Here is a 26,791-nt window from a genome sequence, read left to right as displayed (position 1 = left end):
GACATGCAGAACACGCAAAATCTGATTTGGATCGATCTGGAAATGACCGGATTGGACCCTGACACCGACGTCATTATTGAAATGGCGACCATCATTACCGACAGCGAACTGAACACGCTGGCCGAAGGTCCGGTGATTGCTGTGCATCAAAGCGACGCAACATTGGCTGCGATGGACGAGTGGAATACCCGTCAACACGGCGGTTCTGGCTTGGTTCAGCGGGTTCGTGACAGCCGCATCAGTGCTGCGCAAGCTGAGGCGCAGACCTTGGCGTTCATCCAGCAATGGGTCCCCGAACGCACCTCGCCGATTTGTGGCAACAGCATCTGCCAGGACCGTCGTTTCCTCTATCGGCACATGCCGTTGCTGGAAAACTACTTCCACTACCGCAATCTTGACGTCTCCACGTTGAAAGAGCTGGCGGCACGTTGGGCGCCCGAGCTGAAATACAAAAAAGGTGGTACCCACCTGGCGCTGGACGACATCCGTGAATCCATTGGTGAGCTGCGTTACTACCGTGAGCACTTTATTAAGGTGTAAATAGGCACAGAAGATCCGCACCTCTCCATAGGAGCCGACGTGTTGGCGAGGCGTAGTACCAGGCCTACCGCGTCAAGCCTCTCGCCAACAAGTGGGCTCCTACAGATTTAATATTTGCAGGGACGCCACCATGTTACTGACGCTCTATCTAATCGCGATTACCGCCGAGGCCATGACCGGTGCCTTGTCCGCAGGGCGACGCGGAATGGACTGGTTTGGCGTGGTGTTGATCGCTTGTGTGACGGCATTGGGCGGCGGTTCAGTTCGCGACGTCTTGTTGGGAAACTACCCGCTGACGTGGGTCAAACACCCGGAATACCTGATTCTGACCAGCGTCGCTGCCTTGGTGACAATCTTCATCGCACCGTTGATGCGTCACCTACGCTCGCTGTTTCTCGTGCTCGATGCCTTGGGGTTGGTGGCATTTACCTTGATTGGCTGCATGACGGCACTCGAAACCGGCAACGGCTTGATGGTGGCCTCGGTGTGCGGTGTGATCACGGGTGTATTCGGTGGGATTCTGCGGGATATATTCTGCAACGACGTCCCGTTGGTGTTCCGTCGAGAGTTGTACGCCAGCGTCTCGTTTGCAGCGGCCTGGTGCTTTCTACTCTGTCATTACATCGGGCTGCCGAACGAACAGGCGATTCTGATTACGCTGTCGGGCGGCCTCCTATTCAGGCTGTTGGCCATCCGTTTCTGCTGGGAAATGCCCAAGTTCGTTTATCGCGACATGCCGGAATAGCGCAGCACCGGGTTGTTATCTGTGGGACCGAATTTATTCGGGAAGGCGTCGGTGATGTGAAATCCATTCCCGAATAAATTCGGTCCCACAAGGTTCCTGCGGTGCCGAGTTCAGGTCTTCACCGACCATGCCGCCGCAACGCCCATTCAACATGCTCGCGAACCAACTCCGACGGAAAATCACGTCGCGCCTCCAGCGCCTCCAGCACCGGGATGGTCGACGGCGCATTGCCCAGCCCTACGGCCAAATTGCGCAGCCAGCGTTCATAACCCGCCCGGCGCAGCGGTGAGCCTTCGGTGTTGCTGAGGAAGGTTTTTTCATCCCACAGAAATAGCTCTGCCAAGCCGGCGTTATCCAGGTTGTGCCTGGGTTGAAAATCCCCTTGGCTGGTGGGCCGAGCGAAGCGGTTCCAGGGGCATACGATCTGGCAATCATCGCAGCCGAACACCCGATTGCCAATCAATGGGCGCAACTCTTCGGGGATCGCGGTTTTAAGCTCAATGGTCAAGTAGGAAATACAGCGTCGGGCGTCCAGTTGGTAGGGGCCGACAAAGGCTGCCGTGGGGCAGATGTCCATGCACGCGGTGCAGCTTCCGCAGTGTTCGGTGGCGTGGGGCGGATCGACGGGCAAGGCCAGGTCGACAAACAGTTCACTGAGAAAAAAATAGCTGCCCGCTTTGCGGTTTAAGACCAGCGTGTTTTTGCCGATCCAGCCCAGGCCTGCTTTTTCACCGATGGCTTTCTCCAGAACCGGCGCGCTGTCGACGAACGCCCGATAACCAAACGGGCCGATAACCTGCTGAATACGGTCAGCCAATTGTTGTACGCGCTTGCGGATCAGCTTGTGGTAATCCCGACCGAGTGCATAGCGCGAGACGTAGGCTTTTTCTGATTCAGCCAAGCGCTGCACCATCTCGGTGTCGCCCGGTAGATAATCCATGCGCAGCGACACCACGCGCAACGTTCCGGGCACCAACTCTTCCGGGTGCGAACGCTTGCTGCCATGGGCTGCCATATAGTCCATCTCGCCGTGGTAACCCGCCTCCAGCCAGCGCTGTAAATGCTGTTCGTGTTCGCCCAAGTCCAGGTCAGTAATGCCGACTTGTTGAAAACCCAGCTCGCGGCCCCAGTCCTTGATTGATTGGGCGAGGGCGGCCAGGTCTGCAGTAATTGGCTGATCGGCAGTAATAACGGGCATGCGAAAGGGGCAACCGGAGCTGAGGTGCGTATAATTCTGCCAGACATCGGAGCCCGATAACGCATGCAACTCTCTAAAACTCAATTACCCGACGCGTTGTATAGCGCCGCGCGCGTGCGGGACCTCGACGCCCGGCTGATTGCCGCTGGCACGCCAGGCTTGGAATTGATGCAGCGTGCGGCCCATGCCACCTGGCGTGCCCTGCGCCGCCATTGGCCGCAAACGCGTGAGCTGACCGTCATGGCGGGACATGGGAACAACGCGGGTGATGGCTATCTAGTTGCCATGTTGGCGCAGAACGCCGGATGGCACGTGACCGTATTCGCGGTGGGTGATCCGTCACGATTGTCCGGTGATGCCGGGCATGCGCACGCTGATGCGGTCGCGGCCGGCGTTAGCATCGAAAGATGGACCGCCGCGCAAACATTGAGCGGTCTTGTGCTGGACGCATTGCTTGGCACCGGCCTGAGCGGAGAGGTTCGTGCCCCGTATATCGGCGCGATCAATGCGATCAATGCCAGCGGCCTGCCGGTCGTGGCGGTGGACATACCGTCTGGCTTGTCCGCAGACACAGGCGCCAGGCTCGGCGTCGCAGTGCAGGCGCAGCTCACGGTGACGTTCATCGGACTGAAAATCGGTTTGTTTACCGGTGATGCGGCAGAGGTGGTGGGCGACCTGGTCTTCGACGACCTGCAAGCAGACTCGGCAATCGTTGCATCAATTCCCGTAAGCGCTCGGCGACTTAATGAGGTTAATACACCTCGCTTGGCCGCCCGTCCCGCAACGGCTAATAAGGGCATGTTTGGTCGAGTCTTGCTGGTCGGGGGCGATCACGGCTTTGGCGGCGCCATTCTGCTGTCGTCTGAATGCGCATTGCGCAGTGGCGCGGGCATGGTCACCTTGGCAACCCGTCAAGCGCATGTGCCTGCAGTCCTGGCGCGACTGCCGGAAGTTATGTGCGCGGGCATTCGCTCGTCCGGCCAGCTAGGCGGGTTGATAGAGCCAGCGGCGGTTCTAGTCGTCGGACCAGGCCTGGGGCAAGAAAGCTGGGGGCGCGCCTTGTTGTCGGTGGCTGCCAACGCTCAGCGGCCACAGGTCTGGGACGCTGACGCCTTGAATCAGTTGGCGCGCGGTTGGGTTTCGTTGCCGCCGCACAGCGTGATCACCCCGCACCCCGGCGAAGCGGCGCGCTTGCTGGGTATCAGTACGAAAGAAGTCCAGGCGGATCGCCCGGCAGCTGCCCGCGCGTTGGCGCAGAAGTTTCAGACGGTGGTGGTGCTCAAGGGTTCGGGCAGTTTGATCGCCGACGTTGATGGGCGCTTGGCGCTGTGTGATCACGGTCACCCGGCCATGGCCGCCGCTGGATTGGGCGATGTGTTGGCCGGACTGATCGGTGCATTGATGGCGCAGAAACTGCCCGCCTTCGAAGCTGCCTGTCTGGCCGTCTGGTTGCACGCCCGCGCTGGTGAGGCTTCGGGTGCCTTGGGGCGTGGAATGGCGGCCACTGACTTGATCCCATCCATTCGTCATTTATTAGAGGAGCATTCTCCGTGTCTGAACTAACGCTGCATTTGGCCAATGAAGGCGCCATGATGAGCTTCGGTTCGCGCATCGCTCAGGTCACCGCCGGGGTGGGCGTGATCTTTTTGGAAGGTGATCTGGGCGCGGGCAAAACCACTTTGTCACGTGGGATCATCCGGGGGTTCGGCCATGTGGGTGCGGTTAAAAGTCCGACCTTTACGTTGGTAGAACCTTACGAGATTGGCATGATCCGCGCGTATCACTTTGATCTTTATAGGCTGGTTGACCCCGAAGAGCTAGAGTATATGGGTATCAGGGATTACTTCGATGGCGGTGCACTGTGCTTGATCGAATGGCCCCAAAAAGGGGCAGGTTTTTTGCCAAAGCCTGACCTGACCATTACCATTGGGCCGCATGCGGAAGGTCGAACACTGACTTTGAGCCCGAACGGCTTGCGTGGCGATACCTGGTGTGCCGCTTTGGCTTTGGAATTTCAATAAATGATGGGGTTAGGTATGCGCATGCGCGCGCTGGTTACTGTTGTAGGTCTGCTGCTCACGGCACTGGCTGTTGACGCTTTAGCGGCCTCGCAGGTCCGAAGTGTTCGCCTATGGCGTGCGCCGGACAATACGCGGCTGGTTTTCGACCTCTCCGGCCCTGTGCAGCACAGCGTGTTCACCCTCACCTCACCAGACCGTCTGGTGATCGATATAAACGGAGCAACCATGGCTGCTCCGCTGAAACTGTCTACGGCCAATACCCCGATTACCAGCATCCGCTCGGCGCAACGAACGCCCACTGATTTGCGTGTGGTCATCGACCTGAAAAAGGCGGTTACGCCGAAAAGCTTCATGTTGGCGCCGAACCAGCAGTACGGCAATCGACTGGTTGTGGACCTGTTCGATGATGCCGCCGATGCCAATCCGAGCGCGACTATCCCGGACACTGCGGCCAATACGGCGCCTGCCGTGCCGGTCAGTCCTGCTAAACCCGAGATCAAACTGACGCCCGTGCCCAATGGCAAACGCGATATCGTGATTGCCATTGATGCGGGCCACGGTGGAGAAGACCCTGGCGCAGGTGGCGCACGCGGTCAGAAAGAGAAAGACATCGTGTTGTCCATTGCCAAAGAACTGCAGCGACAGATCAACGCCGAAAAGGGCTATCGCGCCGAGCTGACCCGTACCGGCGACTACTTTATTCCCCTGCGTAAACGCACGGAAATCGCACGCAAGAAGGGCGCCGACCTGTTTGTCTCGATTCACGCCGACGCAGCGCCGTCATCTGCCGCCTTTGGCGCTTCGGTGTTTGCATTGTCTGAGCGCGGCGCCACGTCCGAAACCGCCCGTTGGTTGGCCGACAGTGAAAACCGCTCTGACTTGATCGGCGGTGCAGGTGCAGTAAGCCTCGACGACAAAGACAAAATGCTGGCCGGCGTGCTGCTGGACTTGTCCATGACCGCGTCGTTGTCTTCAAGCCTTAACGTCGGGCAAAAAGTGCTGAGCAATATTGGTCGCGTCACGTCGCTGCACAAATCGCGGGTCGAGCAAGCCGGGTTCATGGTGCTCAAATCCCCGGATATCCCGTCCATTCTCGTGGAAACCGGCTTCATTTCAAATGCCGCAGAGGCGGCGAAGCTTACCGGTGCGTCCCATCAACAAGCCTTGGCGCGCTCGATCAGCGCGGGCGTGAAGCAGTTCTTCCAGCAAAATCCGCCCTTCGGCACTTATATCGCATGGTTGCGAGACAACGGCAAAATTGTCCAGGGTCCGCGTGATCACACTGTCCGTTCGGGTGACACGCTGGGAATGATCGCTTTGCGTTATCAGGTAAGCGTCGGCAGTTTACGCAATGCCAATCACCTTAAGACCGACGAATTATTGATCGGCCAGCGATTAAGCATCCCGAATACGACGTTGGTAGCCCAGCCATGAGTGACCATGTCGGCAGCAGCGCCCGGATAGAGCTGCTCAGCCCGCGACTCGCTAACCAGATCGCTGCTGGCGAGGTGGTAGAAAGGCCCGCTTCAGTCATTAAAGAGTTGTTGGAAAATAGCCTCGACTCGGGCGCAAAGCGCATCGATATCGACGTTGAACAGGCCGGAATCAAATTGCTGCGTGTGCGCGATGACGGGGGTGGTATTTCCTCCGACGATTTGCCGTTGGCCCTTGCCCGGCATGCCACCAGTAAGATTCGTGAACTGGAAGATCTTGAGCGAGTCATGAGCCTGGGCTTTCGCGGCGAGGCATTGGCGTCGATCAGCTCCGTGGCCCGGTTGACCCTTACTTCCCGCACCAAAGATGCCGATCAAGCGTGGCAGGTCGAAACTGAAGGCCGCGACATGGCATCTCGGGTGCAGCCAGCAGCGCATCCCGTGGGGACTTCGGTAGAAGTCCGGGATCTGTTCTTCAATACACCTGCGCGGCGTAAGTTTCTCAAGGCAGAAAAAACCGAATTTGATCACCTGCAGGAAGTGATCAAGCGGATGGCGTTAGCACGTTTCGACGTCGCGTTTCATCTGCGCCACAACGGGAAAACCATCCTCAGCTTGCACGAAGCCAATGATGACAATGCCCGTGCTCGTCGTGTCGGCGCGATCTGTGGTCCGGGTTTTCTGGAGCAAGCGCTGCCGATTGAGGTTGAGCGCAATGGCCTGCACCTGTGGGGATGGGTCGGTTTGCCAACGTTCTCTCGCAGCCAGGCTGACCTGCAATATTTTTATGTGAACGGCCGTGCCGTGCGCGACAAGCTGGTAGCCCACGCTGTACGTCAAGCCTACCGCGACGTGTTGTTCAATGGTCGTCATCCAACGTTCGTGCTGTTTTTCGAAGTCGATCCGGCGGTGGTCGACGTCAACGTGCACCCGACCAAGCACGAAGTCCGCTTCCGTGATGGGCGTATGGTTCATGATTTTTTGTACGGCACTTTGCACCGCGCCCTGGGTGATGTCCGCCCTGAAGACCATTTGAACGGATCGGCGCCGGTAACCGCCATCGTGCGACCAACCGGGCCGGACGCTGGCGAGTTTGGGCCCCAGGGTGAAATGCGGTTGGCCAATAATCTGCCGGAGCAACCGCAATCCGAACCGTGCGCGCGAGCCGCCGGTACCGGTGCGGGAGCCGGTTATCAATACCAATATTCGCCGCCTCGACCGGGTACAGTCTTGCCGGCGGCTGAAGCCCAGAGCGCCTACCGCGAATTCTTTGCGCCGTTGCCAGGCTCAGGCTCGGCGCCGTTGCCTGACTCCCAAGACGATACTCCTCCATTGGGCTATGCGTTGGCGCAGCTCAAGGGTATTTATATACTCGCGGAAAATGCCCACGGTCTGGTGCTGGTGGACATGCACGCAGCCCACGAACGCATCATGTACGAACGCCTGAAAATCGCCATGGCCAGTGAAGGGCTAAGCGGCCAGCCGTTGCTGGTGCCTGAATCCATCGCGGTCAGTCAGCGGGAAGCTGATTGCGCCGAAGAGCACATGGACTGGTTCCGGCGTCTGGGCTTCGAGCTGCAGCGACTAGGGCCCGAAACCTTGGCGATTCGGCAGATCCCGGCGTTGCTTAAGCAAGCCGAAGCCAATCGACTGGTACACGACGTGTTGGCCGATCTTATGGAGTACGGCACCAGCGACCGCATTCAAGCGCACCTCAATGAATTACTCGGCACCATGGCCTGTCACGGCGCGGTGCGTGCAAATCGGCGATTGGCCCTGCCGGAAATGAACGGTTTACTGCGCGACATGGAGAACACCGAGCGCAGCGGACAGTGCAATCACGGCCGCCCGACCTGGACCCAGTTAGGTCTGGACGATCTGGACAAACTATTTCTGCGCGGTCGCTGATGAGTGAATTACCCCCGGCGATCTTTTTGATGGGCCCCACCGCTGCCGGCAAGACCGACCTGGCGATGGCGCTGACCAAAGCGCTGCCATGTGAGCTTGTCAGCGTCGACTCTGCACTCATTTACCGTGGCATGGACATTGGCACCGCGAAGCCCTCCAAAGAGCAACTGGCCGAATTTCCACACAGGCTGATCGATATCCTTGATCCGGCGCAAAGTTACTCAGCCGCTGACTTTCGCGCAGATGCATTGGCGGCGATGGCTGAAATCACCTCTCGTGGAAAGATTCCGTTGCTGGTGGGCGGAACGATGCTGTATTTCAAGGCCTTGCAAGAGGGGTTGGCGGACATGCCGCCGGCCGATCCCGTTGTTCGGGCGCACCTTGAAGCCGAAGCTTTGGCTCTCGGCTGGCAGGACCTCCACGATCAATTGGCGGAAATTGACCCGGTGTCCGCAGCTCGAATTCATCCCAATGATCCGCAGCGGCTGATTCGTGCCCTGGAAGTCTATCGAGTGAGCGGTTTGAGCATGACCGCACACCGCGAGCAACAAACTGCGCAAAGTACTGAAGCAGCGGCTTCGGGGCGCCATCAATTGCCCTATACTGTCGCGAAGTTGGCCATCGCTCCGTTGGACCGCCACTTGCTGCATGAGCGAATTACGCAACGATTTGTACAGATGTTGGAACAGGGGTTCGTTGATGAGGTCTTAGCCCTGCGAGCCAGAGGTGACCTGCATGCCGGGTTGTCCTCTATCAGGGCCGTTGGCTATCGCCAAGTCTGGGAACATCTGGACGGAGAATTGACGTGGGACCAGATGCAGGAGCGCGGCATCATTGCCACGCGCCAATTGGCCAAACGGCAGTTCACCTGGTTACGGAGCTGGAAAGATTTGCACTGGTTGGACAGCATGGCTTGCGACAATCTGCCGCGTGCCTTGAAATACCTGGGATCGGTCTCCATATTGAGCTGAGACCTTGCAATTGCCGTCTATCCTTGGGGGGTGGCGGCGTAAGCCAATTTGCTTACTATTTTTTCTATTGATCCTTAAAGGAGTGCGGCACATGTCAAAAGGGCATTCGCTACAAGACCCTTACCTGAACACTTTGCGTAAAGAAAAGGTTGGGGTTTCGATTTATCTGGTTAACGGTATCAAGCTGCAAGGCACGATCGAGTCCTTTGACCAGTTCGTAATTTTGCTGAAGAACACTGTCAGCCAAATGGTTTACAAACACGCCATCTCTACCGTTGTACCGGTTCGTCCAATTCGCTTGCCTAGCGCGACCGAAACCGAAGCGGGTGACGCTGAGCCAGGTAACGCCTGATAGGAGTCTGCTTTGTTCTTTGAGCGCCACGGTGGTGGTGAGCGGGCTATTCTCGTTCACTTGGATGGTCAGGACCCTGAGGCGCGCGAAGATCCGCAGGAGTTTCAGGAGCTGGCGAACTCAGCCGGCGCCGAGACTGTTGGGTTCGTTAGCGTGCCGCGTCATCGCCCTACAGCCAAATACTTGATCGGCAGCGGCAAGGTTGAGGAACTTCGCGACTTGGTCAAAGCCGAGCACGTCGACATCGTTATCTTTAATCACGTCCTTACGCCCAGTCAGGAACGCAACCTCGAACGTGTTTTCGAGTGTCGCGTGCTTGATCGTACGGGTTTGATTCTGGATATCTTTGCGCAGCGTGCGCGTACTCATGAAGGTAAATTGCAGGTCGAGCTGGCTCAGCTTGATCACATGAGTACACGTCTGGTTCGTGGCTGGACGCACTTGGAACGGCAGGGCGGCGGTATCGGCATGCGCGGTCCGGGTGAGACCCAGCTGGAAACCGACCGACGCTTGCTGCGGGTACGCGTAAAGCAAATCAAGAGCCGTCTGGAAAAGGTCCGTAGTCAGCGGGACCAAGCTCGCCGAGGTCGTCAGCGCGCGGATATTCCCTCTGTTTCCTTAGTGGGCTACACCAACGCGGGTAAGTCGACGCTGTTCAACTCGGTGACCGACTCCAACGTTTTTGCTGCTGACCAGCTGTTCGCTACCCTCGACCCGACCCTGCGGCGTCTTGAACTCAATGATTTCGGGCCGATTGTGTTGGCCGATACCGTAGGCTTCATTCGTCATTTGCCGCACAAACTGGTCGAAGCGTTTCGGGCGACACTCGAAGAATCAAGCAATTCTGACCTGCTGTTGCACGTCATTGATTCCCATGAGCCTGAGCGTTTGTCGCAAATCGAGCAGGTCATGGCAGTTCTCGGTGAAATTGGTGCCGATGAGATACCGATTCTTGAGGTATATAACAAACTCGATTTACTCGAAGGCGTAGAGCCTCAGATCCAGCGCGATGCCGATGGCAAGCCGCAGCGGGTCTGGTTGTCTGCGCGTGATGGTCGCGGTTTGGATCTGCTTAAACAGGCTGTGGCTGAGTTGCTCGGTGACGATTTATTCGTTGGCACCTTGCGCTTGCCTCAGCGTTTTGCTCGACTGCGCGCACAGTTCTTCAAGTTGGGCGCTGTGCAAAGCGAAGAGCATGATGAAGAGGGTGGCAGTTTGTTGGCGGTCCGTTTGCCGCGTGTTGAGTTCAATCGCCTAGTGAGTCGCGAAGGAATGCAGCCGCTGGAATTCATCGAGCAACACACTTTGCAATAAAAGCTTGAGAAAGTGGCTGTGCCGCTAACGCAGGCATTCTGTAGCATTGGTCGGCGCGCCGTGGGCGCGTCTTTGCTTTATCAGATGGAGAGCGCTATGGCTTGGAATGAGCCGGGTGGCAACTCGAATAATCAGGATCCTTGGGGTGGTAAGCGCAAGGGCGGCGACCGCAAGGGGCCACCAGATCTCGACGAGGCCTTCCGAAAGCTACAGGAAAGCCTTAATGGGTTGTTCGGTGGTGGCAAAAAACGCAGCGGCAGCGGCGGCGGTGAAGATGGCGGGCAGCGCAAAGGCGGTGGCCTGGGTCTTCTCGGTATCGGGCTGGTCGTGCTGGTCGCGATCTGGCTCTACAGTGCTATTTACGTCGTGGATGAGCAGGAGCAAGCCGTGGTGCTGCGCTTCGGCAAATACTACGAAACCGTCGGTGCGGGCTTGAACATCTATTTCCCGCCGTTCGATCGTAAATTCCAGGAAAACGTCACCCGCGAGCGAGCGTATAGCAAGCAAGGGCAGATGCTCACCGAAGACGAAAACATCGTCGAAGTGCCGCTGACCGTGCAATACAAGATCACAAACCTGAAAGATTTCGTGCTGAACGTTGATCAGCCAGAAGTCAGTCTGCAGCACGCGACCGAAAGCGCCCTGCGCCACGTCGTGGGGTCCACCGCGATGGACCAGGTGCTGACTGAAGGTCGTGAATTGATGGCCAGCGAAATCAAGGAGCGTCTGCAACGCTTCCTCGATACCTATCGCACCGGCATCACCGTGACTCAGGTGAACGTACAAAGCGCTGCGGCGCCGCGTGAAGTTCAGGAAGCATTCGATGACGTAATTCGTGCCCGTGAAGACGAGCAGCGTTCGCGCAATCAGGCTGAAACCTACGCTAACGGTGTCATTCCGGAAGCTCGTGGTCAGGCTCAGCGCATTATCGAAAACGCCAATGGCTATCGTGATGAAGTCGTGTCGCGTGCCAAAGGTGAAGCTGATCGCTTCACCAAGCTGGTGGTCGAGTATCGCAAGGCGCCGGAGGTGACGCGTGAGCGTCTGTATCTGGACACCATGCAAGAGGTGTTCACCAATACCAGCAAGGTACTCGTGACCGGTGGCAATAAAGGGCAGAACAATCTGCTTTACCTGCCGTTGGACAAGATGATCGAAAGTGGTCGTGCTACCAACGCTCCGGTAATCGGCGCACCTGCCGCTAGCACTGAGATCGGGGCACGTGCTGCAACCGAGGCCCAGCAGCAGCATGATACGCGTACAAGGGAGAGTCGCTGATGAGCAATAAATCGCTGATCGCCCTGATTGTCTGTCTAGTGCTGGCGGTCGTTGCCTGGAACAGCTTCTACATTGTTACTCAGACTGAGCGTGCGGTCCTGTTGCAATTTGGTCGTGTCGTCGAGTCAGACGTACAGCCGGGTCTGCACGTAAAGGTTCCTTACGTGAATCAGGTGCGGAAATTCGATGGTCGCTTGTTGACCCTTGATGCACCGACGCAACGGTTCCTGACGCTGGAAAAGAAAGCCGTCATGGTGGATGCCTATGCCAAATGGCGCGTGAAGGATGCCGAGCGTTTCTATACGGCGACTTCCGGTCTCAAGCAAATCGCTGACGAACGTCTGTCTCGTCGTCTTGAATCCGGGCTACGAGATCAGTTCGGCAAGCGCACCCTGCATGAAGTGGTATCGGGTGAGCGTGACCAACTGATGGCGGATATCACGGCTTCGCTGAATACAATGGCCAGCAAAGAGCTGGGTATCGAAGTCATCGATGTCCGGGTCAAGGCTATTGACCTGCCGAAGGAAGTGAACCGCAGCGTTTTCGAACGTATGAGTACCGAGCGCGAGCGTGAAGCACGTGAGCACCGTGCCAAGGGTAACGAGCTGGCAGAAGGCATTCGTGCCGACGCCGATCGTCAACGTCGTGTTCTGTTGGCAGAAGCCTATCGTGAGTCTGAAGAAGCTCGCGGTGATGGCGATGCTCAGGCTGCGGCGATCTACTCCAAAGCCTACGGTCAGGATCAGGAGTTCTACGCGTTCGACCGTAGCCTGCGCGCCTACCGAGAAAGCTTTGCGAGCAAGAGTGACGTGATGGTGCTGGACCCAAGCAGCGATTTCTTCCGTTACCTGGAAAAATCCAAGCCGTAATCGATCCACCCGCCGGGCGGCAAAAATGCCTGGCGGGGTGATCACGGGGTAAAACGTGTGTATGATGCGGCAGCCGGGAAAATCCCGGCTTTTTTGCGTCTGCACGATGGATAGGCCGCGGCGTGGTAATGCGCTGGGCAAGGTTTTTCGAGGAGTGTGGTCGCAGGGTAACCCTGGGGCTGCCCGTTCTGCTGGGCTTGTTATTGATACAGGCACGCTAAACGTGACCACACTCTGCTTCACTCAAGGCTCGCCCTCAGGGCTGGCCGCCCGGATCATAGGGGATTGGCGTAATGGCAACGGTTGACCGCTGGCTGCTACCAGATGGCATCGAAGAAGTACTGCCACCAGAAGCGGCGCGCATTGAAATAGCGCGTCGCCAGGTGTTGGATCTGTTCCAGAGCTGGGGTTATGAGTTCGTCGTTACCCCGCATATCGAGTACCTGGAGTCGCTTTTGACCGGCGCGGGCCAGGATCTTGATTTGCGCACGTTCAAAGTGATTGATCCGCAGTCGGGTCGGCAGATGGGCTTTCGTGCGGATATCACGCCGCAGGTCGCGCGGATCGATGCGCATACGCTGCGTCGTGAAGGGCCAAGCCGTCTGTGTTATGCCGGTAGTGTTTTGCATGCACAGCCGCGAGCGCTGACATCGTCGCGCAGCCCCATTCAGTTAGGTGCCGAGCTGTATGGCGATGCCAGTCCGAGCAGTGATGTTGAAGTCATCAGCCTGATGCTGGCGATGCTGCAATTGGCGGATGTGCCGGATGTGCACATGGACCTGGGCCACGTGGGTATCTACCGTGGTTTGGCGCGTGCCGCCGGTTTGTCAGGTGAAGTCGAGCAACAGTTGTTCGATGCCTTGCAGCGTAAGGCTATAGACGAAGTCATTGCACTCACCGCCAATTTGCCGGCTGATATGGCGACGATGTTGCGTGCGCTGGTCGATCTGTGTGGCGGGCCTGAAGTACTGGTCTCGGCCCGTGATCGCCTGGCCCATGCGCCGGCGCCGGTATTGGCCGCACTGGACGATTTGTTGACCATTGCTGAGCGCCTTTCTGCGCGTTTCCCGCAATTGCCGTTGTACTTCGATCTCGGTGAACTACGGGGTTATCACTACCACACCGGCGTCGTGTTCGCCGTATTCGTGCCGGGTGTTGGTCAGTCAATCGCCCAAGGCGGTCGTTATGACGACATCGGCGCAGATTTTGGCCGGGCGCGTCCTGCTACCGGTTTTTCTACCGATTTGAAAACCCTGGTGACAATGGGGCGTGCGGAAATCGAGCTACCGTTTGGCGGTATCTGGATGCCTGATAGTACGGATGCGGCACTCTGGCAACAGGTCTGTCAATTGCGTAGCGAAGGTCAACGTGTCGTTCAGGCATTGCCTGGTCAAGCGTTGTCTGCCGCTCACGATGCCGATTGTGACCGGCAGTTGGTTCAGCATGACGGGCTTTGGCAGTTGCTGCCGCTGGCCTCTTGAGTTTTCCTGCCGGCCGCTGCCGGCACCTAGTTTGCGTGAATGAGGACAAGTGTTATGGGTAAGAATGTCGTAGTCCTGGGCACCCAATGGGGTGATGAGGGCAAAGGCAAGATCGTTGATCTGCTGACCGAACACGCTACCGCTGTGGTTCGTTATCAAGGCGGACACAACGCTGGCCACACGTTAGTTATCGACGGTGAAAAAACCGTATTGCACCTTATTCCGTCCGGAGTATTGCGCGAAGGCGTGCAGTGCTTGATCGGTAACGGTGTGGTGGTTGCGCCTGACGCACTCATGCGCGAAATCATAAAGCTCGAAGAAAAGGGTATTCCGGTTCGTGAACGTCTGCGTATCAGTCCTTCTTGCCCGCTGATTCTGGCTTATCACGTCGCGCTGGATCAGGCGCGTGAGAAAGCTCGCGGCGAACTGAAGATCGGCACCACCGGTCGCGGTATCGGTCCGGCTTATGAAGACAAAGTAGCGCGTCGCGGTCTGCGCATCGGCGATTTGTTCCATCGTGAACGTTTTGCCGCGAAATTGGGTGAGCTGCTCGATTACCATAACTTTGTTCTGGTTAATTACTACAAAGAGCCTGCCATCGACTTCCAGAAAACACTCGACGAGTGCATGGAATACGCTGAGCTGCTCAAGCCAATGATGCTCGACGTCACTGCTGCGCTGCATGAGATGCGCCGCGAAGGCAAAGACATCATGTTCGAAGGTGCCCAAGGTTCGTTGCTGGATATCGACCACGGTACCTATCCGTACGTGACCAGCTCGAACACCACCGCTGGCGGCATCGCCACCGGTTCGGGTTTTGGTCCGATGTATCTGGACTACATTCTCGGCATCACCAAGGCTTACACCACACGCGTTGGCTCGGGTCCATTCCCGACTGAGCTGTTTGACGACGTTGGTGCGTTCCTGGCCAAACGTGGGCACGAGTTTGGTGCAACCACCGGCCGTGCGCGCCGTTGCGGTTGGTTCGATGCGGTTATTCTGCGTCGCGCTATCGAGATCAACAGCATCTCCGGTCTGTGCCTGACCAAGCTCGACGTGCTTGATGGTCTAGAAACCATCAACATCTGTGTGGGTTATCAGAACGAGAACGGCGCAGTCATCGATGCACCGACGGATGCCGACAGCTACATCGGTCTGGTGCCTGTGTACGAGGAAATGCCGGGCTGGACCGAATCGACCGTGGGTGCCAAAACCCTGGAAGAGTTGCCAGCAAATGCTCGTGCTTACATCAAGCGCGTAGAAGAGCTGGTCGGCGCGCCGATTGACATTATTTCGACAGGTCCGGATCGCAACGAAACCATCGTACTGCGTCACCCGTTTGCCTAATAAGTCGTTGAAAGATAAACAAAGGGTCGCTTATGCGGCCCTTTGTTGTTCTATGGCGTGATAGATGCTGGAGCGGCACGGCACTTGCTGTGAATTCACTTATTAAAGAATGCCATCATTTTAATGGCGTCTGCAGTAGAGGAATTCCACATGTCGGCCGTCCTTTCTCTTTTACGAAGTCGCTTATTGCGACCCGTGTTTATCGCCCTTGGCGTTGCCCTTTTGGTGCAGGTGGTTGTGGCGGTTGCCCTGACCCGGAGCACCGTTACCGCGCTTGAAGCGGATTTGGCGGCCCGCCTCGGCGTTGATTCACAAAATCTCACTGCACAATTAGAGCAGGCGAGTAGTGAAGTTACTTCCAGCCTTGATGCCCTTTCTTCCAGTACCCGACAGCGCCTGAGCGCCGGATTGTCGTCGCGGCTTAAAGACGAGCAGGTGCAACTGCGTGGCACGCTCGAAAAAGATCTGCATGATTCTGCCAACGACATGGCCCAGTTGCTGGCGGCTGTTGCCCCGCGCGCCATGTGGGATAACGACACGCCGACCTTGTCGGAATTCGCTCGTCGCGCTCAACGAAATCCCAATGTGTTGTTCGTGGTTTATAACGACGCACAGGGCGAGCACCTAACACGCTACCTGAATCGCGATAATCCCCAGATAAAAGCCTTGCTGGACAAAGGCGAGGGTGACCGGCCCATCGATAAAGTCTTGAGCGCCGCCCAGCACGACCCCTCGGTTTATTACGTTGAAGCCTCGATCAGCCCGAATGGGGTGGAAATCGGTAAAGTGATCATGGGCGTTACCACCTCCACGGTTGAGACCAATTTGGCGGCACTGGATACCCGGTTCTCGGCATTGATTGTGGGTGCCGAGCAATTGGTGTCCGACAGTCTGGTAGGTGCGGCAGCCGACAGTTCGAAAGCATTGCGCACGCGCTTGCAGTCGGCCCAAGCCGCAGCGTCGGCAATGGCCGCCAATACCAGCACAACCGTCCAGGAAGCAGCCGCTACCTTGCGCTGGCGCATAGGTTTGGGCTTGGCGTTGGTTGGGCTTGGCGTGCTGTTGCTGTTGGCCGTGGTACTCGGTCGTCGAGTCGTAAGCAAATTGCATTTGCTGATCTCGGCGCTGAACGACCTTGCGGCGGGAGAGGGCGATTTGACCAAGCGTGTCCAGCTCAATAGCAACGATGAAATTGGTGACATGGCGGCGGCGGTCAATCGCTTCGTCGACAAATTGCAGCCCATTGTGCGCGAGGCGGGGGATGTCGCTCAGCTCACGGGTGTAGAAATTGGTGCGTTGAGCCGCCGAAATGCGGGTGCGGGTGCGGCGGCGGAGTCTCAGCGTGATGAAGTGGCTGCCAGCCTCCAGGCTCTTTCGCAGATGGCCGATGAAGCTCAGGCTGAAAGTCAGGCCATGCAGGCGGCCTTGCAGCAGGTAGTGGGTATTCGTCAGGCCACCGATGAAAATACCCGGACCTCCGCGCAAGTCGGCGGTTTGATCGAGGCGTTGGCGGGCCAGGTCGATACCGGTGCCAAAGTCATTGAGCGCTTGGCGCGGCAGAGCGAACAGATTGAAGTGGTGCTGACGGTGATTCATGGCATCGCGGAACAAACCAACTTGTTGGCACTCAACGCAGCAATCGAAGCGGCCCGAGCAGGTGAAACAGGTCGTGGTTTCGCGGTGGTAGCCGATGAAGTTCGCGCGTTGGCGAGCAAGACGCAACGTTCGACGGGCGATATTCAGGCGCACATCGGCGCATTGCAGCAAGGTGCTAAAGAGGCAGTGGCCGCGATCGGCTTGGCTGGGCGCCAAGCCAACGAAGGGCTGGCGGTACTGCGTGACAGTGCGAAGCTGCAATTGTCAGTACAGGCTTCGGTCGAGCAAGTGCATGCGGCTATTGGATTGGCAACACAAGCAGCTGAGCATCAGGCCCAGGGTGCGCAAGCGGTGAGAGGGCGTGTCGAAGTGATTCATGCTCAGGCGCAGCGCGCGGCTCAGGCAGTGGTCGAAACCACAGCCAGTGGCAAGGTGCTGGATGGTTTGGCTGCGCAACTGAAGGCGAGCCTTGGGCAATTTCGCGCGTAAATAAACTTAGCGAGATGGCGAGAAAGAGTGCAATTGGGGCGCACTCTTTCTCCGCGGTCTCTGCGGCATGAAATGTTTGATTTGAAATCCCAAGCGCAGAAAGCACAAAACCGAGCACGTGGCTCGGTTTTGTTTAAATTGGTGCCCAGAAGAAGACTCGAACTTCCACGACCTTGCGGTCACCAGCACCTGAAGCTGGCGTGTCTACCAATTTCACCATCTGGGCAGTTCGTTGGGTTCGCCAATAAATTCTGATTTAACTCTGAAATTATCGTTTACTTTCAACTACAACAACGTTTGCCGTCGTTGTGGGGCGCATCTTACGGATGAGTGTAGGAGCTGTAAACCCCCGCTGTGAAATATTTTTTCGGATCGCGGGGCTGCGTAACAAATGGTGTCTTCGCGTTTCAATCCGGTATATGCCAAACTAAATAAATATAGATAAGGTGAACTCATTCTAATGGCCGATTGGCAGTCCCTCGATCCCGAGGCCGCGCGTGAAGCGGAAAAATACGAAAACCCTATCCCCAGCCGTGAGCTGATCTTGCAACATCTTGCTGACCGCGGGTCGCCGGCAAGTCGTGAGCAATTGGTGGAAGAGTTTGGGCTAACGACTGAAGATCAGTTCGAAGCCCTGCGTCGTCGCTTGCGCGCTATGGAGCGGGATGCTCAGTTGATCTACACCCGCCGGGGCACGTATGCCCCTGTGGATAAGCTCGATCTGATCCTCGGTCGCATCTCGGGCCACCGTGACGGCTTCGGTTTCCTGATCCCGGATGACGGCTCGGATGACCTGTTCATGAGTCCGGCGCAGATGCGTCTGGTGTTCGACGGTGATCGAGGTTTGGCCCGTGTTTCCGGTCTTGATCGCCGCGGTCGCCGCGAAGGTGTGATGGTGGAAGTCATTTCCCGCGCCCATGAAACCATCGTGGGTCGCTACTTCGAAGAGGGCGGCATCGGTTTTGTTGTGCCAGATAACCCGAAGATCCAGCAAGAAGTGCTGATCACGCCGGGGCGCAATTCCAGCGCCAAGGTCGGTCAGTTCGTCGAAGTGAAAATTACTCACTGGCCAACGGCGCGGTTCCAGCCGCAAGGCGACGTGGTGGAGGTGGTCGGCAATTACATGGCGCCTGGCATGGAAATCGATGTCGCGCTGCGCACCTATGACATTCCGCATGTCTGGCCAGAAGCGGTGCTCAAAGAAGCCGCCAAGCTCAAGCCGGAAGTGGAAGAGAAAGACAAGGAGCATCGCGTCGACCTGCGTCACTTGCCGTTCGTGACCATCGATGGCGAAGACGCTCGTGACTTCGACGATGCGGTTTACTGCGAAGCCAAGCCGGGCAAGCTGCGCTTGTTCTCGGGTGGCTGGAAGCTGTACGTCGCTATTGCCGACGTATCGAGCTACGTCAAGATCGGTTCAGCGCTGGATACCGAATCGCAAGTGCGCGGTAACTCGGTGTACTTCCCGGAGCGCGTTGTGCCAATGCTCCCTGAGCAATTGTCCAACGGCTTGTGCTCGTTGAACCCGCACGTTGATCGCTTGGCCATGGTGTGCGAGATGACTATCTCGAAAACCGGCGAAATGACTGACTACCAGTTCTACGAAGGGGTCATCCACTCCCACGCTCGCCTGACCTATAACAAGGTCAGCGCGATCTTGGAGCAGCCGAAAACGGCCGAAGCCAAGCAATTGCGTGAAGAGTATTCCGACGTTGTGCCGGACTTGAAGCAGCTGTACTCGCTGTACAAGGTCCTGCTGGCCGCCCGTCATACCCGTGGCGCGATCGATTTTGAGACTCAGGAAACCCGGATCATCTTCGGTACCGAGCGCAAAATCGCCGAAATTCGCCCGACCACGCGTAACGATGCTCACAAACTGATCGAAGAATGCATGCTGGCCGCCAACGTGGCCACTGCTGCATTCTTGAAAAAGCACGAAATTCCTGCCTTATACCGCGTCCACGACGGGCCGCCGCCAGAGCGCCTGGAAAAACTTCGCGCGTTCCTCGGCGAGCTGGGTCTGTCGTTGCACAAAGGTAAAGATGGCCCGTCGCCGAAGGATTACCAGGCATTGCTGGCCAGCATCAAGGATCGTCCGGATTTCCACCTGATTCAGACCGTGATGCTGCGTTCGTTGAGTCAAGCGGTGTACAGCGCCGACAATCAGGGCCACTTCGGCCTGAATTACGAAGCGTATACGCACTTCACTTCGCCGATCCGCCGCTACCCGGACCTGCTCACGCACCGTGCGATTCGTAGCGTGATCCGCTCCAAGCAAGACACACCACACGTTCGTCGCGCCGGTGCCATGACTATTCCGAAAGCGCGCATCTATCCTTACGATGAAGCAGCGCTGGAACAGTTGGGTGAGCAGTGCTCCATGAGCGAGCGTCGCGCCGATGAAGCCACGCGTGATGTGGTCAACTGGCTCAAATGCGAGTTCATGAAAGACCGCGTGGGTGAATCATTCCCTGGCGTAATCACTGCGGTGACGGGTTTCGGTCTGTTCGTTGAGCTGACTGACATCTACGTCGAGGGCTTGGTGCACGTAACGGCCTTGCCGGGCGATTACTACCACTTCGACCCCGTGCATCACCGCTTGGCGGGCGAGCGCACGGGCCGTAGTTTCCGCTTGGGCGACACGGTTGAAGTACGGGTCATGCGCGTCGACCTCGACGAACGCAAGATCGACTTCGAGATGTCCGAAAAGACTATTAGCGCGCCGATTGGTCGCAAGCGTCGCGGTGCTGAAACCACTCCGGCTCCGGCGGAAAAAACCGAAGCGCCTGCCAAGTCCTCCGGGCGTCGTGGTGCTCCGGCGAAAGCTGCGCCAGCGGCCGAAGCTTATCGGCCAAGTGATGCTGCGGCGAAAAACGCTGAAGTGCGCAAAAGCCGTGAAATGAAGCAGGCTCTGCTGTCCGAAGCGAAAGGTGGTGGAAAGGCGGCGTCGGGAAAGTCCAGTAAAGCTGACCCTGCTTCGACGGGTAAGCCAGCCAAACCAAGTAAACATCGTAAGGGCCCGCCCAAAGCGGGCTCGACACCTGCCGACAAAAACGGCGGAGTGCGTAAACCTAAGGCCAAGTCATGAGTTCGCTGGAAAAAATCTACGGCGTTCACGCCGTAGAAGCACTGTTACGACATCACCCGAAACGGGTCAAGCAAGTCTGGCTGGCGGAAAATCGTAACGATCCGCGGGTTCAGGTATTGATCCAGCTCGCCAACGAAAATCGTGTGGCGGTGGGTCAGGCTGAGCGTCGTGAAATGGACGTTTGGGTCGAAGGCGTGCACCAAGGTGTTGTTGCAGACGTCAGTCCGAGTCAGGTGTGGGGCGAAGCCATGCTTGACGAGCTTCTCGATCGTACCGAAGGTCCGCCCCTGATTTTGGTGTTGGACGGCGTGACCGATCCGCACAACCTTGGCGCTTGCCTGCGTACCGCCGATGCGGCGGGTGCGTTGGCTGTGATTGTGCCGAAAGACAAATCGGCAACATTGACGCCGACCGTGCGAAAAGTAGCCTGCGGCGCAGCGGAAGTGATTCCGTTGGTGGCAGTCACCAACTTGGCGCGCACACTGGAAAAACTGCAGCAGCGTGGTTTGTGGGTTGTCGGTACGGCGGGGGAGGCTGAAGTCGAGTTGTATCAGCAAGACCTGACCGGTCCGACTATCTTGATAATGGGTGCTGAAGGTAAAGGCATGCGTCGCCTGACGCGTGACCATTGCGACTACCTGGTAAAACTGCCGATGGCCGGTAGTGTCAGCAGTTTGAACGTGTCCGTCGCCACTGGCGTATGCCTGTTCGAGGCCCTGCGCCAGCGTAGCGTGAAGGCAGCCGCCAAGAAGTAACCCTGTAGAAGCCAACTGGTTGGCGAAGGCTTGGCGCGGTGTATCGGTCATGCCGTGCTTGCCGCCTCGCCAACACGTTGGCTCCTATGTATGGACTCGCCTCCACTGTCAACCCGCTTTTAAACACCGCTACCCGGTTGCATCTATGTATAAGGCCTATTCGAGGAAGCCGTCTTCGGCTTCTGGCCAACATTGGTTCAGCTCGCGGTATGCCAATTACATTCAGGCCTCAAGGGCCAGTAGGAGCCAAGGCATCAATCCGCGACGGTCTGACCTGGGGTCAATGTTTTCTAGCAAGGGTTGAAGCGCTTTCGCGCCACGGTGGCAGAACTCTGTGGATCAGTGGCCCATCGCAGCTTGGCCATTGGCCGGTTGGCGGCGATAAGTCTGTTCATTCTGTAGCAGCGCCCAGACGATGCGCAGGTTACGGTTCGCTAACCGGACCGCCGCCTCTTTTCGACCCAGGCGCCCTAACCAGCGCAGCAGCCGCAGATCGTCGGGCTGCTGTGAATCAGGCCGCAGTTGCCTCAACACCGAATGGGCACCCTGAACCATCAAGCTGCGTATGTAGCCATCGCCTCGCTTGCTCATTTTGCCCAGGCGCACCTGCTCCCCGCTGCTGTGCTGCTCAGGCACCATGCCGAAGTAGGCGGCAAACATGCGCGCATTGGAGAAGCGTTCAGGTTCAGTCTGCTTGGCCAGCAGTGCCGTGGCGATAATCGGACCGATACCACGCACGGTCATTAGCCGTTTGGCGGTTTTGTCATCGTTCGCAGCAGTCTCCAGACGGCCAGTCAAGATGTTGATTCGCTCGCCCGTGTGGTGCCATTCACCCAGTAATTCGTCTATCAGTTCGCGCAACATATCGGGCAACGGCTGAGTAGCGTCTTCCAGCACTCGGGGTATGGTTTGGCTGATAGCAACATCGCCCTGCGCCAGCGCAACGCCGTGCTCTAACAGTAAGCCTCGCATCTGATTACTGATCGTTGTACGGCGGCGTACATAACCCTGACGAGCCCGATGCAAGGCCTGCATGGCCAGCGCTGCGGTGCTTTTGATGGGCACAGCCGCAATGCGGCTATCGCGGCCGGCACGCAATATCGCCAGCGCATCGTTGCGATCGTTCTTGGCACCGCTGCGATGATTAGCCACCAACCCCGCTGGAAGAATCCGCGCCAGATTGCCCTGATCCTGGAGCTGCCGCGCCCACGACTGAGCGCCTGGGCCAGTTTCCACCAGCACTATGACCTCTGGCGGCAGGTGACGCAGAAATGTAAAAAACGCTTCGCGCGACTTGATCCGCTCTTCGTAAAGTACATGGCCCAGGGCATCTTCCCCGGCGACCTGGAATACCCGCTTGGCAAGATCGACCGCCACTGTCGTGCAGGCCGATAGAGCGGCAGAAGACAAAGACTGATTAATCGTCGTATTCTTTTTCATGGACTCGCCCTCGCTGTCGTTGGCTTCTTAGACTGCCACCGTGGCGCATTGACGCCTCGGCTTGGGCGAGTCCATCCAATTACAGATGTGTACACCAATCTCCTTGCGCCATCGCCCTACCTTCTCTACAATTGCGCCCCTTGCTGTCATGGCAGGCGCTTCTGTGCCTGTGCTGGGCAAGACTCACAGGTGTCATTCACTCCTTGTCTGACCGTTTTTTAGCGGCAGGCTACAACCCGTAAGGAGCATTCATGCGTCATTACGAAATCATCTTTTTGGTCCACCCGGATCAAAGCGAGCAAGTCGGCGGCATGGTAGAGCGTTACACCAAGCTGATCGAAGAAGACGGCGGTAAAGTTCACCGTCTGGAAGATTGGGGCCGTCGTCAATTGGCCTATGCAATCAACAATGTTCACAAGGCTCACTACGTGATGCTGAACGTTGAATGCACCGGTAAGGCTTTGGCTGAACTGGAAGACAACTTCCGTTACAACGATGCCGTGATCCGTAACCTGGTCATCCGTCGCGACGAAGCCGTAACTGGCCAGTCCGAGATGCTCAAGGCCGAAGAAAACCGCAGCGAGCGCCGTGAGCGTCGTGACCGTCCTGAGCACTCCGACAACGCCGATGGCGATGACGGTGACAACAGCGACGCCAGCGATAACGCTGACGAGTAATCCACGGACCTTTTGAGGAGCCAATTACATGGCACGTTTCTTCCGTCGTCGTAAATTCTGCCGCTTCACCGCTGAAGACGTGAAGGAGATCGATTACAAAGATCTCAACACTCTGAAAGCATACGTATCCGAGACCGGCAAAATTGTTCCAAGCCGTATCACCGGTACAAAAGCTCGTTATCAGCGTCAGCTGGCCACCGCTATCAAGCGTGCCCGCTTCCTGGCCCTGCTGGCCTACACCGACAGCCACGGCCGCTGAGACCAGGCAGTCGACAAGTAGTAAGGGATAGAACGCATGCGCGCCATGGCTAATTTCATCATGCGCGGCCGCGTGCAGGCCACTCTTGTAGTGGTCGGATGTGCGGCATTGCCGTTGTTGTTTTGGTTGAGTGCTGCCGCAGGTTGCCTTGTGCTTCTGCGGCGCGGTTTGAGTGATGCCGTTGGCATCCTCGCCTGGGCTTTACTGCCGGCTTTGGTCTGGTGGTATTTCGGTGAACCTCGCACCTTTATGGTGTTGCTCGGTTCGCTGGGGTTGGCAGCGTTGTTACGCGCCAGCGAGTCCTGGGTCCGCGTGCTGCTGGTCAGCGTGGCACTGGGTCTGTTGTACGCAGTGGTTTTGGGAGCGGTTTTCCGCGAACCCATCGAAGTGATGGCGCAGGAGTTGCAAAAACTTCTGCCGCAAGTCCTCGACGGGCTCTACCAGAAGTTATCGGTAGAAGAGCGAGCGCGACTAGGAGCATTGATTGCACCGGTACTAAACGGCCTGATTGCGGCTTTGTTGCAGATCGTCAGTGTGCTGACCCTGATTCTGGGGCGTTACTGGCAAGCGTTGTTGTACAACCCTGGTGGTTTTGGCCGCGAATTTCGCAGCATAAGACTCCCGAGGGTACCGGCGTTGTTGCTGCTGGTGTGCATGCTTCTGGGGCCGAATTTCGGTCCTCAGATGGCGATGTTGACACCGTTGTGCAGCGTACCGCTGATGTTCGCCGGGCTGGCTTTGGTTCATGGCCTGGTTGCTGAAAAGCGACTGGGCAGGTTCTGGCTGGTGGGGTTGTACGTAACGCTGTTGCTGTTTATGCAGCTGATCTATCCGTTGCTGGTGGTGTTTGCCATCGTCGACAGCCTGATTGATTTTCGCGGTCGTTTTGCGTCGAAAGACGTTGGTAACGGCTCTGCGGACGGTGAAGGTTAAAAGTTAAGAGGATTTTCACATGCAACTGATCCTTCTGGAAAAAGTCGCGAACCTGGGCAACCTGGGCGACAAAGTAAATGTTAAGGCCGGTTACGGTCGTAACTATCTGCTGCCGTACGGCAAAGCAACCGCTGCAACCGCTGCCAACGTGGCTGCGTTTGAAGAGCGTCGTGCTGACCTGGAAAAACTGGCTGCAGACAAAAAAGCTTCGGCTGAAACGCGCGCTGCCCAACTGGCTGAGCTGGAAGTGACTATCACTGCCACCGCCGGTGACGAAGGCAAGCTGTTCGGTTCGATCGGCACCCACGACATCGCTGATGCACTGACCGCCTCTGGCGTTGAAGTTGCAAAAAGCGAAGTTCGTCTGCCGAACGGCACTATCCGTAACGTTGGTGAATTCGACGTAGCCGTGCACCTGCACAGCGACGTAGAAGCAACCGTACGCGTTATTGTGGTAGCTGCTTAAGCAGCACTTAACGCTTGGCGACTTGCTCGCTAGACGTTTAACATCGGGCACGATCCTGTTCACAGGTCGTGCCCTTTGTTTTTCTGTTCTCCCTGATTTTTAAGTGGCCATGAACGAAATATCCGCCCCCGAGCAATACGATCTGCAAACTGCCGCCCTCAAGGTGCCGCCGCACTCCATCGAGGCCGAACAGGCCGTGCTCGGTGGTTTGATGCTGGACAACAACGCCTGGGAGCGCGTGCTCGATCAAGTATCCGATGGCGACTTTTATCGACACGATCACCGTCTGATCTTCCGTGCCATCGCTAAACTGGCCGACCAGAACAGCCCTATCGACGTGGTTACCCTGTCCGAGCAACTGGACAAAGAAGGTCATACGTCGCAGGTTGGCGGTCTGGGTTATCTGAGTGAACTGGCGAAAAACATTCCGTCCGTCGCCAACATCAAGGCTTATGCGCAAATCGTGCGCGAGCGGGCGACCTTGCGGCAGTTGATTGGCATTAGTGCGGAAATCGCTGACAGCGCGTTTAATCCGGAAGGCCGCAGCGCCGCCGAGATTCTCGACGAAGCTGAGCGGCAGATCTTCCAGATTGCCGAAGCACGCCCGAAAAGTGGTGGCCCGGTCAGCGTTACCGACCTGCTGACCAAAGCCATTGATCGCATCGACACGCTGTTCAACACGGATAACGCGATAACGGGCTTGTCCACCGGTTATACCGACCTGGACGAGAAAACCAGCGGCCTGCAACCGTCTGACCTGATCATCGTTGCCGGCCGTCCGTCGATGGGTAAAACCACGTTCGCCATGAACCTGGTGGAAAACGCCGTGCTTCGTAGCGACAAAGTAGTGCTGGTGTATTCACTGGAAATGCCAGGTGAATCACTGATCATGCGTATGTTGTCGTCGCTGGGTCGTATCGATCAGAGCAAGGTCCGCGCCGGTCGTCTGGAAGACGATGATTGGCCACGCCTGACCTCGGCGGTCAATCTGCTCAACGACCGCAAACTGTTCATCGATGACACTGCCGGTATCAGCCCGTCGGAAATGCGCGCGCGGACTCGCCGGGTGGTGCGTGAGCACGGCGAAGTTGGCCTGATCATGATCGACTACCTGCAATTGATGCAGATTCCTGGCTCAAGCGGTGACAACCGTACCAATGAGATTTCCGAGATTTCTCGTTCGTTGAAGTCCTTGGCCAAAGAATTTCAATGCCCCGTGGTCGCCTTGTCTCAGCTCAACCGTTCCCTGGAGCAACGGCCGAACAAGCGCCCGATCAACTCCGACCTGCGGGAATCCGGAGCGATCGAGCAGGATGCTGACGTGATCATGTTCGTGTACCGGGACGAGGTGTATCACCCCGAAACCGAGCACAAAGGCATCGCTGAAATCATCATCGGCAAGCAGCGTAACGGCCCAATCGGCACTACGCGGCTGGCGTTCATCGGCAAATACACCCGATTCGAAAACCTCGCGCCGGGCAGTTACAACTTCGACGACGATTGATGCGACGCTTCCGGCCTTCTGGGACCGAATGTATTCGGGAATGAATTGCACGTCCGGCGACCTTTGTAGTTGACCCAACGCCTTCCCAAATGAATTCGGTCCCACAGTGTGCCCGTATCAAATTCTT

Annotated in this window: 23 protein-coding genes and 1 tRNA gene; 21 read left to right on the top strand and 3 right to left on the bottom strand. The window is 57.3% G+C overall.

From position 1 onward, the window contains the following. Positions 1-3 precede the first annotated feature (3 nt). Positions 4-540 (top strand): oligoribonuclease, encoded by a 537-nt coding sequence (gene orn, locus RHM59_RS14040; protein WP_322167373.1) that lies wholly within the window; start codon positions 4-6, stop codon positions 538-540. Between the two features lie 130 nt (positions 541-670). Then, entirely contained in the window at positions 671-1,285 is a 615-nt protein-coding gene (locus RHM59_RS14035; protein WP_322167374.1) for a trimeric intracellular cation channel family protein, read from the top strand. Between the two features lie 118 nt (positions 1,286-1,403). Here the strand turns inward: RHM59_RS14035 and queG are convergent, their stop codons facing one another. Further along, positions 1,404-2,483: a tRNA epoxyqueuosine(34) reductase QueG gene (gene queG / locus RHM59_RS14030; protein ID WP_322167375.1), complete on the bottom strand. Its 1,080-nt coding sequence runs from the start codon at positions 2,481-2,483 to the stop codon at positions 1,404-1,406. Positions 2,484-2,546: 63 nt separating this feature from the next. Between queG and RHM59_RS14025 the strand changes: the two genes are divergently transcribed. The 12 genes from RHM59_RS14025 (at position 2,547) to RHM59_RS13970 (ending at position 17,542) form a co-directional block, all read left to right on the top strand. Further along, on the top strand, positions 2,547-4,046 hold the full coding sequence (locus RHM59_RS14025; RefSeq protein ID WP_322224422.1) for an NAD(P)H-hydrate dehydratase: 1,500 nt from the start codon (positions 2,547-2,549) through the stop codon (positions 4,044-4,046). Further along, on the top strand, positions 4,034-4,504 hold the full coding sequence (tsaE, locus tag RHM59_RS14020; protein WP_322224420.1) for a tRNA (adenosine(37)-N6)-threonylcarbamoyltransferase complex ATPase subunit type 1 TsaE: 471 nt from the start codon (positions 4,034-4,036) through the stop codon (positions 4,502-4,504). Before RHM59_RS14025 ends, tsaE begins: the two co-directional genes overlap by 13 nt. A gap of 15 nt (positions 4,505-4,519) precedes the next feature. Continuing rightward, on the top strand, positions 4,520-5,938 hold the full coding sequence (locus RHM59_RS14015) for an N-acetylmuramoyl-L-alanine amidase (RefSeq protein WP_322170684.1): 1,419 nt from the start codon (positions 4,520-4,522) through the stop codon (positions 5,936-5,938). Continuing rightward, the gene (gene mutL / locus RHM59_RS14010; protein ID WP_322224418.1) at positions 5,935-7,845 is read left to right on the top strand and encodes a DNA mismatch repair endonuclease MutL; all 1,911 of its coding nucleotides are present in this window, start codon (positions 5,935-5,937) and stop codon (positions 7,843-7,845) included. The genes RHM59_RS14015 and mutL overlap by 4 nt, the downstream gene beginning before the upstream one ends. Continuing rightward, positions 7,845-8,816, top strand: a complete 972-nt coding sequence (miaA, locus tag RHM59_RS14005) for a tRNA (adenosine(37)-N6)-dimethylallyltransferase MiaA (RefSeq protein ID WP_322167379.1) — start codon at positions 7,845-7,847, stop codon at positions 8,814-8,816. Before mutL ends, miaA begins: the two co-directional genes overlap by 1 nt. A gap of 91 nt (positions 8,817-8,907) precedes the next feature. Continuing rightward, positions 8,908-9,168, top strand: coding sequence for an RNA chaperone Hfq (gene hfq / locus RHM59_RS14000; RefSeq protein ID WP_299828917.1), 261 nt, complete (start codon positions 8,908-8,910; stop codon positions 9,166-9,168). A gap of 12 nt (positions 9,169-9,180) precedes the next feature. Beyond that, the gene (gene hflX, locus RHM59_RS13995) at positions 9,181-10,482 is read left to right on the top strand and encodes a ribosome rescue GTPase HflX (RefSeq protein WP_322167380.1); all 1,302 of its coding nucleotides are present in this window, start codon (positions 9,181-9,183) and stop codon (positions 10,480-10,482) included. A 96-nt stretch (positions 10,483-10,578) separates the two neighbouring features. Beyond that, on the top strand, positions 10,579-11,760 hold the full coding sequence (gene hflK, locus RHM59_RS13990; protein WP_322167381.1) for an FtsH protease activity modulator HflK: 1,182 nt from the start codon (positions 10,579-10,581) through the stop codon (positions 11,758-11,760). Then, positions 11,760-12,629 (top strand): protease modulator HflC, encoded by an 870-nt coding sequence (gene hflC, locus RHM59_RS13985; protein WP_322224415.1) that lies wholly within the window; start codon positions 11,760-11,762, stop codon positions 12,627-12,629. Before hflK ends, hflC begins: the two co-directional genes overlap by 1 nt. A 293-nt stretch (positions 12,630-12,922) precedes the next feature. Then, positions 12,923-14,110: an ATP phosphoribosyltransferase regulatory subunit gene (locus tag RHM59_RS13980; RefSeq protein WP_322167383.1), complete on the top strand. Its 1,188-nt coding sequence runs from the start codon at positions 12,923-12,925 to the stop codon at positions 14,108-14,110. A 54-nt stretch (positions 14,111-14,164) separates the two neighbouring features. Continuing rightward, positions 14,165-15,457 (top strand): adenylosuccinate synthase, encoded by a 1,293-nt coding sequence (locus tag RHM59_RS13975; protein WP_322224413.1) that lies wholly within the window; start codon positions 14,165-14,167, stop codon positions 15,455-15,457. 150 nt (positions 15,458-15,607) lie between these two features. Further along, positions 15,608-17,542 (top strand): methyl-accepting chemotaxis protein, encoded by a 1,935-nt coding sequence (locus RHM59_RS13970; RefSeq protein WP_322224411.1) that lies wholly within the window; start codon positions 15,608-15,610, stop codon positions 17,540-17,542. 139 nt (positions 17,543-17,681) lie between these two features. Here RHM59_RS13970 and RHM59_RS13965 read toward each other — a convergent pair. Then, a tRNA-Leu gene (locus tag RHM59_RS13965) sits at positions 17,682-17,768 on the bottom strand. A 234-nt stretch (positions 17,769-18,002) separates the two neighbouring features. Between RHM59_RS13965 and rnr the strand changes: the two genes are divergently transcribed. Together rnr and rlmB are read left to right on the top strand one after the other, a co-directional pair. After that, positions 18,003-20,630: a ribonuclease R gene (gene rnr / locus RHM59_RS13960; RefSeq protein WP_322224409.1), complete on the top strand. Its 2,628-nt coding sequence runs from the start codon at positions 18,003-18,005 to the stop codon at positions 20,628-20,630. After that, positions 20,627-21,385: a 23S rRNA (guanosine(2251)-2'-O)-methyltransferase RlmB gene (rlmB, locus tag RHM59_RS13955; RefSeq protein ID WP_322167387.1), complete on the top strand. Its 759-nt coding sequence runs from the start codon at positions 20,627-20,629 to the stop codon at positions 21,383-21,385. Before rnr ends, rlmB begins: the two co-directional genes overlap by 4 nt. Positions 21,386-21,724: 339 nt before the next feature. On the opposite strand, the gene RHM59_RS13950 is transcribed toward rlmB, so the two are convergent. Continuing rightward, on the bottom strand, positions 21,725-22,825 hold the full coding sequence (locus RHM59_RS13950) for an IS110 family transposase (protein ID WP_322167083.1): 1,101 nt from the start codon (positions 22,823-22,825) through the stop codon (positions 21,725-21,727). A gap of 251 nt (positions 22,826-23,076) precedes the next feature. On the opposite strand from RHM59_RS13950, the gene rpsF reads away from it, so the two are divergent. The 5 genes from rpsF (at position 23,077) to dnaB (ending at position 26,664) form a co-directional block, all read left to right on the top strand. Beyond that, the gene (gene rpsF, locus RHM59_RS13945; protein WP_322167388.1) at positions 23,077-23,502 is read left to right on the top strand and encodes a 30S ribosomal protein S6; all 426 of its coding nucleotides are present in this window, start codon (positions 23,077-23,079) and stop codon (positions 23,500-23,502) included. Between the two features lie 28 nt (positions 23,503-23,530). Continuing rightward, positions 23,531-23,761 carry a 30S ribosomal protein S18 gene (rpsR, locus tag RHM59_RS13940; RefSeq protein WP_002551829.1) on the top strand — a complete coding sequence of 77 codons (231 nt, stop codon included), beginning with the start codon at positions 23,531-23,533 and terminating at the stop codon, positions 23,759-23,761. A gap of 36 nt (positions 23,762-23,797) precedes the next feature. Continuing rightward, complete coding sequence (locus tag RHM59_RS13935) at positions 23,798-24,694, top strand: hypothetical protein (protein WP_322224407.1); 897 nt, start codon at positions 23,798-23,800, stop codon at positions 24,692-24,694. Positions 24,695-24,713: 19 nt separating this feature from the next. After that, complete coding sequence (gene rplI / locus RHM59_RS13930; protein WP_322167390.1) at positions 24,714-25,160, top strand: 50S ribosomal protein L9; 447 nt, start codon at positions 24,714-24,716, stop codon at positions 25,158-25,160. Positions 25,161-25,269: 109 nt separating this feature from the next. Next, complete coding sequence (gene dnaB, locus RHM59_RS13925) at positions 25,270-26,664, top strand: replicative DNA helicase (protein WP_322167391.1); 1,395 nt, start codon at positions 25,270-25,272, stop codon at positions 26,662-26,664. Positions 26,665-26,791 lie beyond the last annotated feature (127 nt).

Source organism: Pseudomonas sp. MH10 (assembly GCF_034353045.1).
Classification (GTDB): Bacteria; Pseudomonadota; Gammaproteobacteria; order Pseudomonadales; family Pseudomonadaceae; genus Aquipseudomonas.
The sequence above is the reverse complement of the archived record's forward strand: the minus strand, read 5'-3'. Positions and strand labels throughout refer to the sequence as shown.

Bases quoted from the DNA above. Each gene is read 5' to 3' on its own strand.
- RHM59_RS13980 (WP_322167383.1), top strand. From the start codon at position 12,923: ATGGCAACGGTTGACCGCTGGCTGCTACCAGATGGCATCGAAGAAGTA.
- RHM59_RS13970 (WP_322224411.1), top strand. From the start codon at position 15,608: ATGTCGGCCGTCCTTTCTCTTTTACGAAGTCGCTTATTGCGACCCGTG.
- hflK (WP_322167381.1), top strand. From the start codon at position 10,579: ATGGCTTGGAATGAGCCGGGTGGCAACTCGAATAATCAGGATCCTTGG.
- orn (WP_322167373.1), top strand. From the start codon at position 4: ATGCAGAACACGCAAAATCTGATTTGGATCGATCTGGAAATGACCGGA.
- hflC (WP_322224415.1), top strand. From the start codon at position 11,760: ATGAGCAATAAATCGCTGATCGCCCTGATTGTCTGTCTAGTGCTGGCG.
- RHM59_RS14015 (WP_322170684.1), top strand. From the start codon at position 4,520: ATGCGCATGCGCGCGCTGGTTACTGTTGTAGGTCTGCTGCTCACGGCA.
- rpsF (WP_322167388.1), top strand. From the start codon at position 23,077: ATGCGTCATTACGAAATCATCTTTTTGGTCCACCCGGATCAAAGCGAG.
- RHM59_RS14025 (WP_322224422.1), top strand. From the start codon at position 2,547: ATGCAACTCTCTAAAACTCAATTACCCGACGCGTTGTATAGCGCCGCG.
- hfq (WP_299828917.1), top strand. From the start codon at position 8,908: ATGTCAAAAGGGCATTCGCTACAAGACCCTTACCTGAACACTTTGCGT.
- rlmB (WP_322167387.1), top strand. From the start codon at position 20,627: ATGAGTTCGCTGGAAAAAATCTACGGCGTTCACGCCGTAGAAGCACTG.
- rpsR (WP_002551829.1), top strand. From the start codon at position 23,531: ATGGCACGTTTCTTCCGTCGTCGTAAATTCTGCCGCTTCACCGCTGAA.
- queG (WP_322167375.1), bottom strand. From the start codon at position 2,483: ATGCCCGTTATTACTGCCGATCAGCCAATTACTGCAGACCTGGCCGCC.
- RHM59_RS14035 (WP_322167374.1), top strand. From the start codon at position 671: ATGTTACTGACGCTCTATCTAATCGCGATTACCGCCGAGGCCATGACC.
- RHM59_RS13935 (WP_322224407.1), top strand. From the start codon at position 23,798: ATGCGCGCCATGGCTAATTTCATCATGCGCGGCCGCGTGCAGGCCACT.
- rnr (WP_322224409.1), top strand. From the start codon at position 18,003: ATGGCCGATTGGCAGTCCCTCGATCCCGAGGCCGCGCGTGAAGCGGAA.
- RHM59_RS13975 (WP_322224413.1), top strand. From the start codon at position 14,165: ATGGGTAAGAATGTCGTAGTCCTGGGCACCCAATGGGGTGATGAGGGC.
- RHM59_RS13950 (WP_322167083.1), bottom strand. From the start codon at position 22,825: ATGAAAAAGAATACGACGATTAATCAGTCTTTGTCTTCTGCCGCTCTA.
- dnaB (WP_322167391.1), top strand. From the start codon at position 25,270: ATGAACGAAATATCCGCCCCCGAGCAATACGATCTGCAAACTGCCGCC.
- rplI (WP_322167390.1), top strand. From the start codon at position 24,714: ATGCAACTGATCCTTCTGGAAAAAGTCGCGAACCTGGGCAACCTGGGC.
- miaA (WP_322167379.1), top strand. From the start codon at position 7,845: ATGAGTGAATTACCCCCGGCGATCTTTTTGATGGGCCCCACCGCTGCC.
- mutL (WP_322224418.1), top strand. From the start codon at position 5,935: ATGAGTGACCATGTCGGCAGCAGCGCCCGGATAGAGCTGCTCAGCCCG.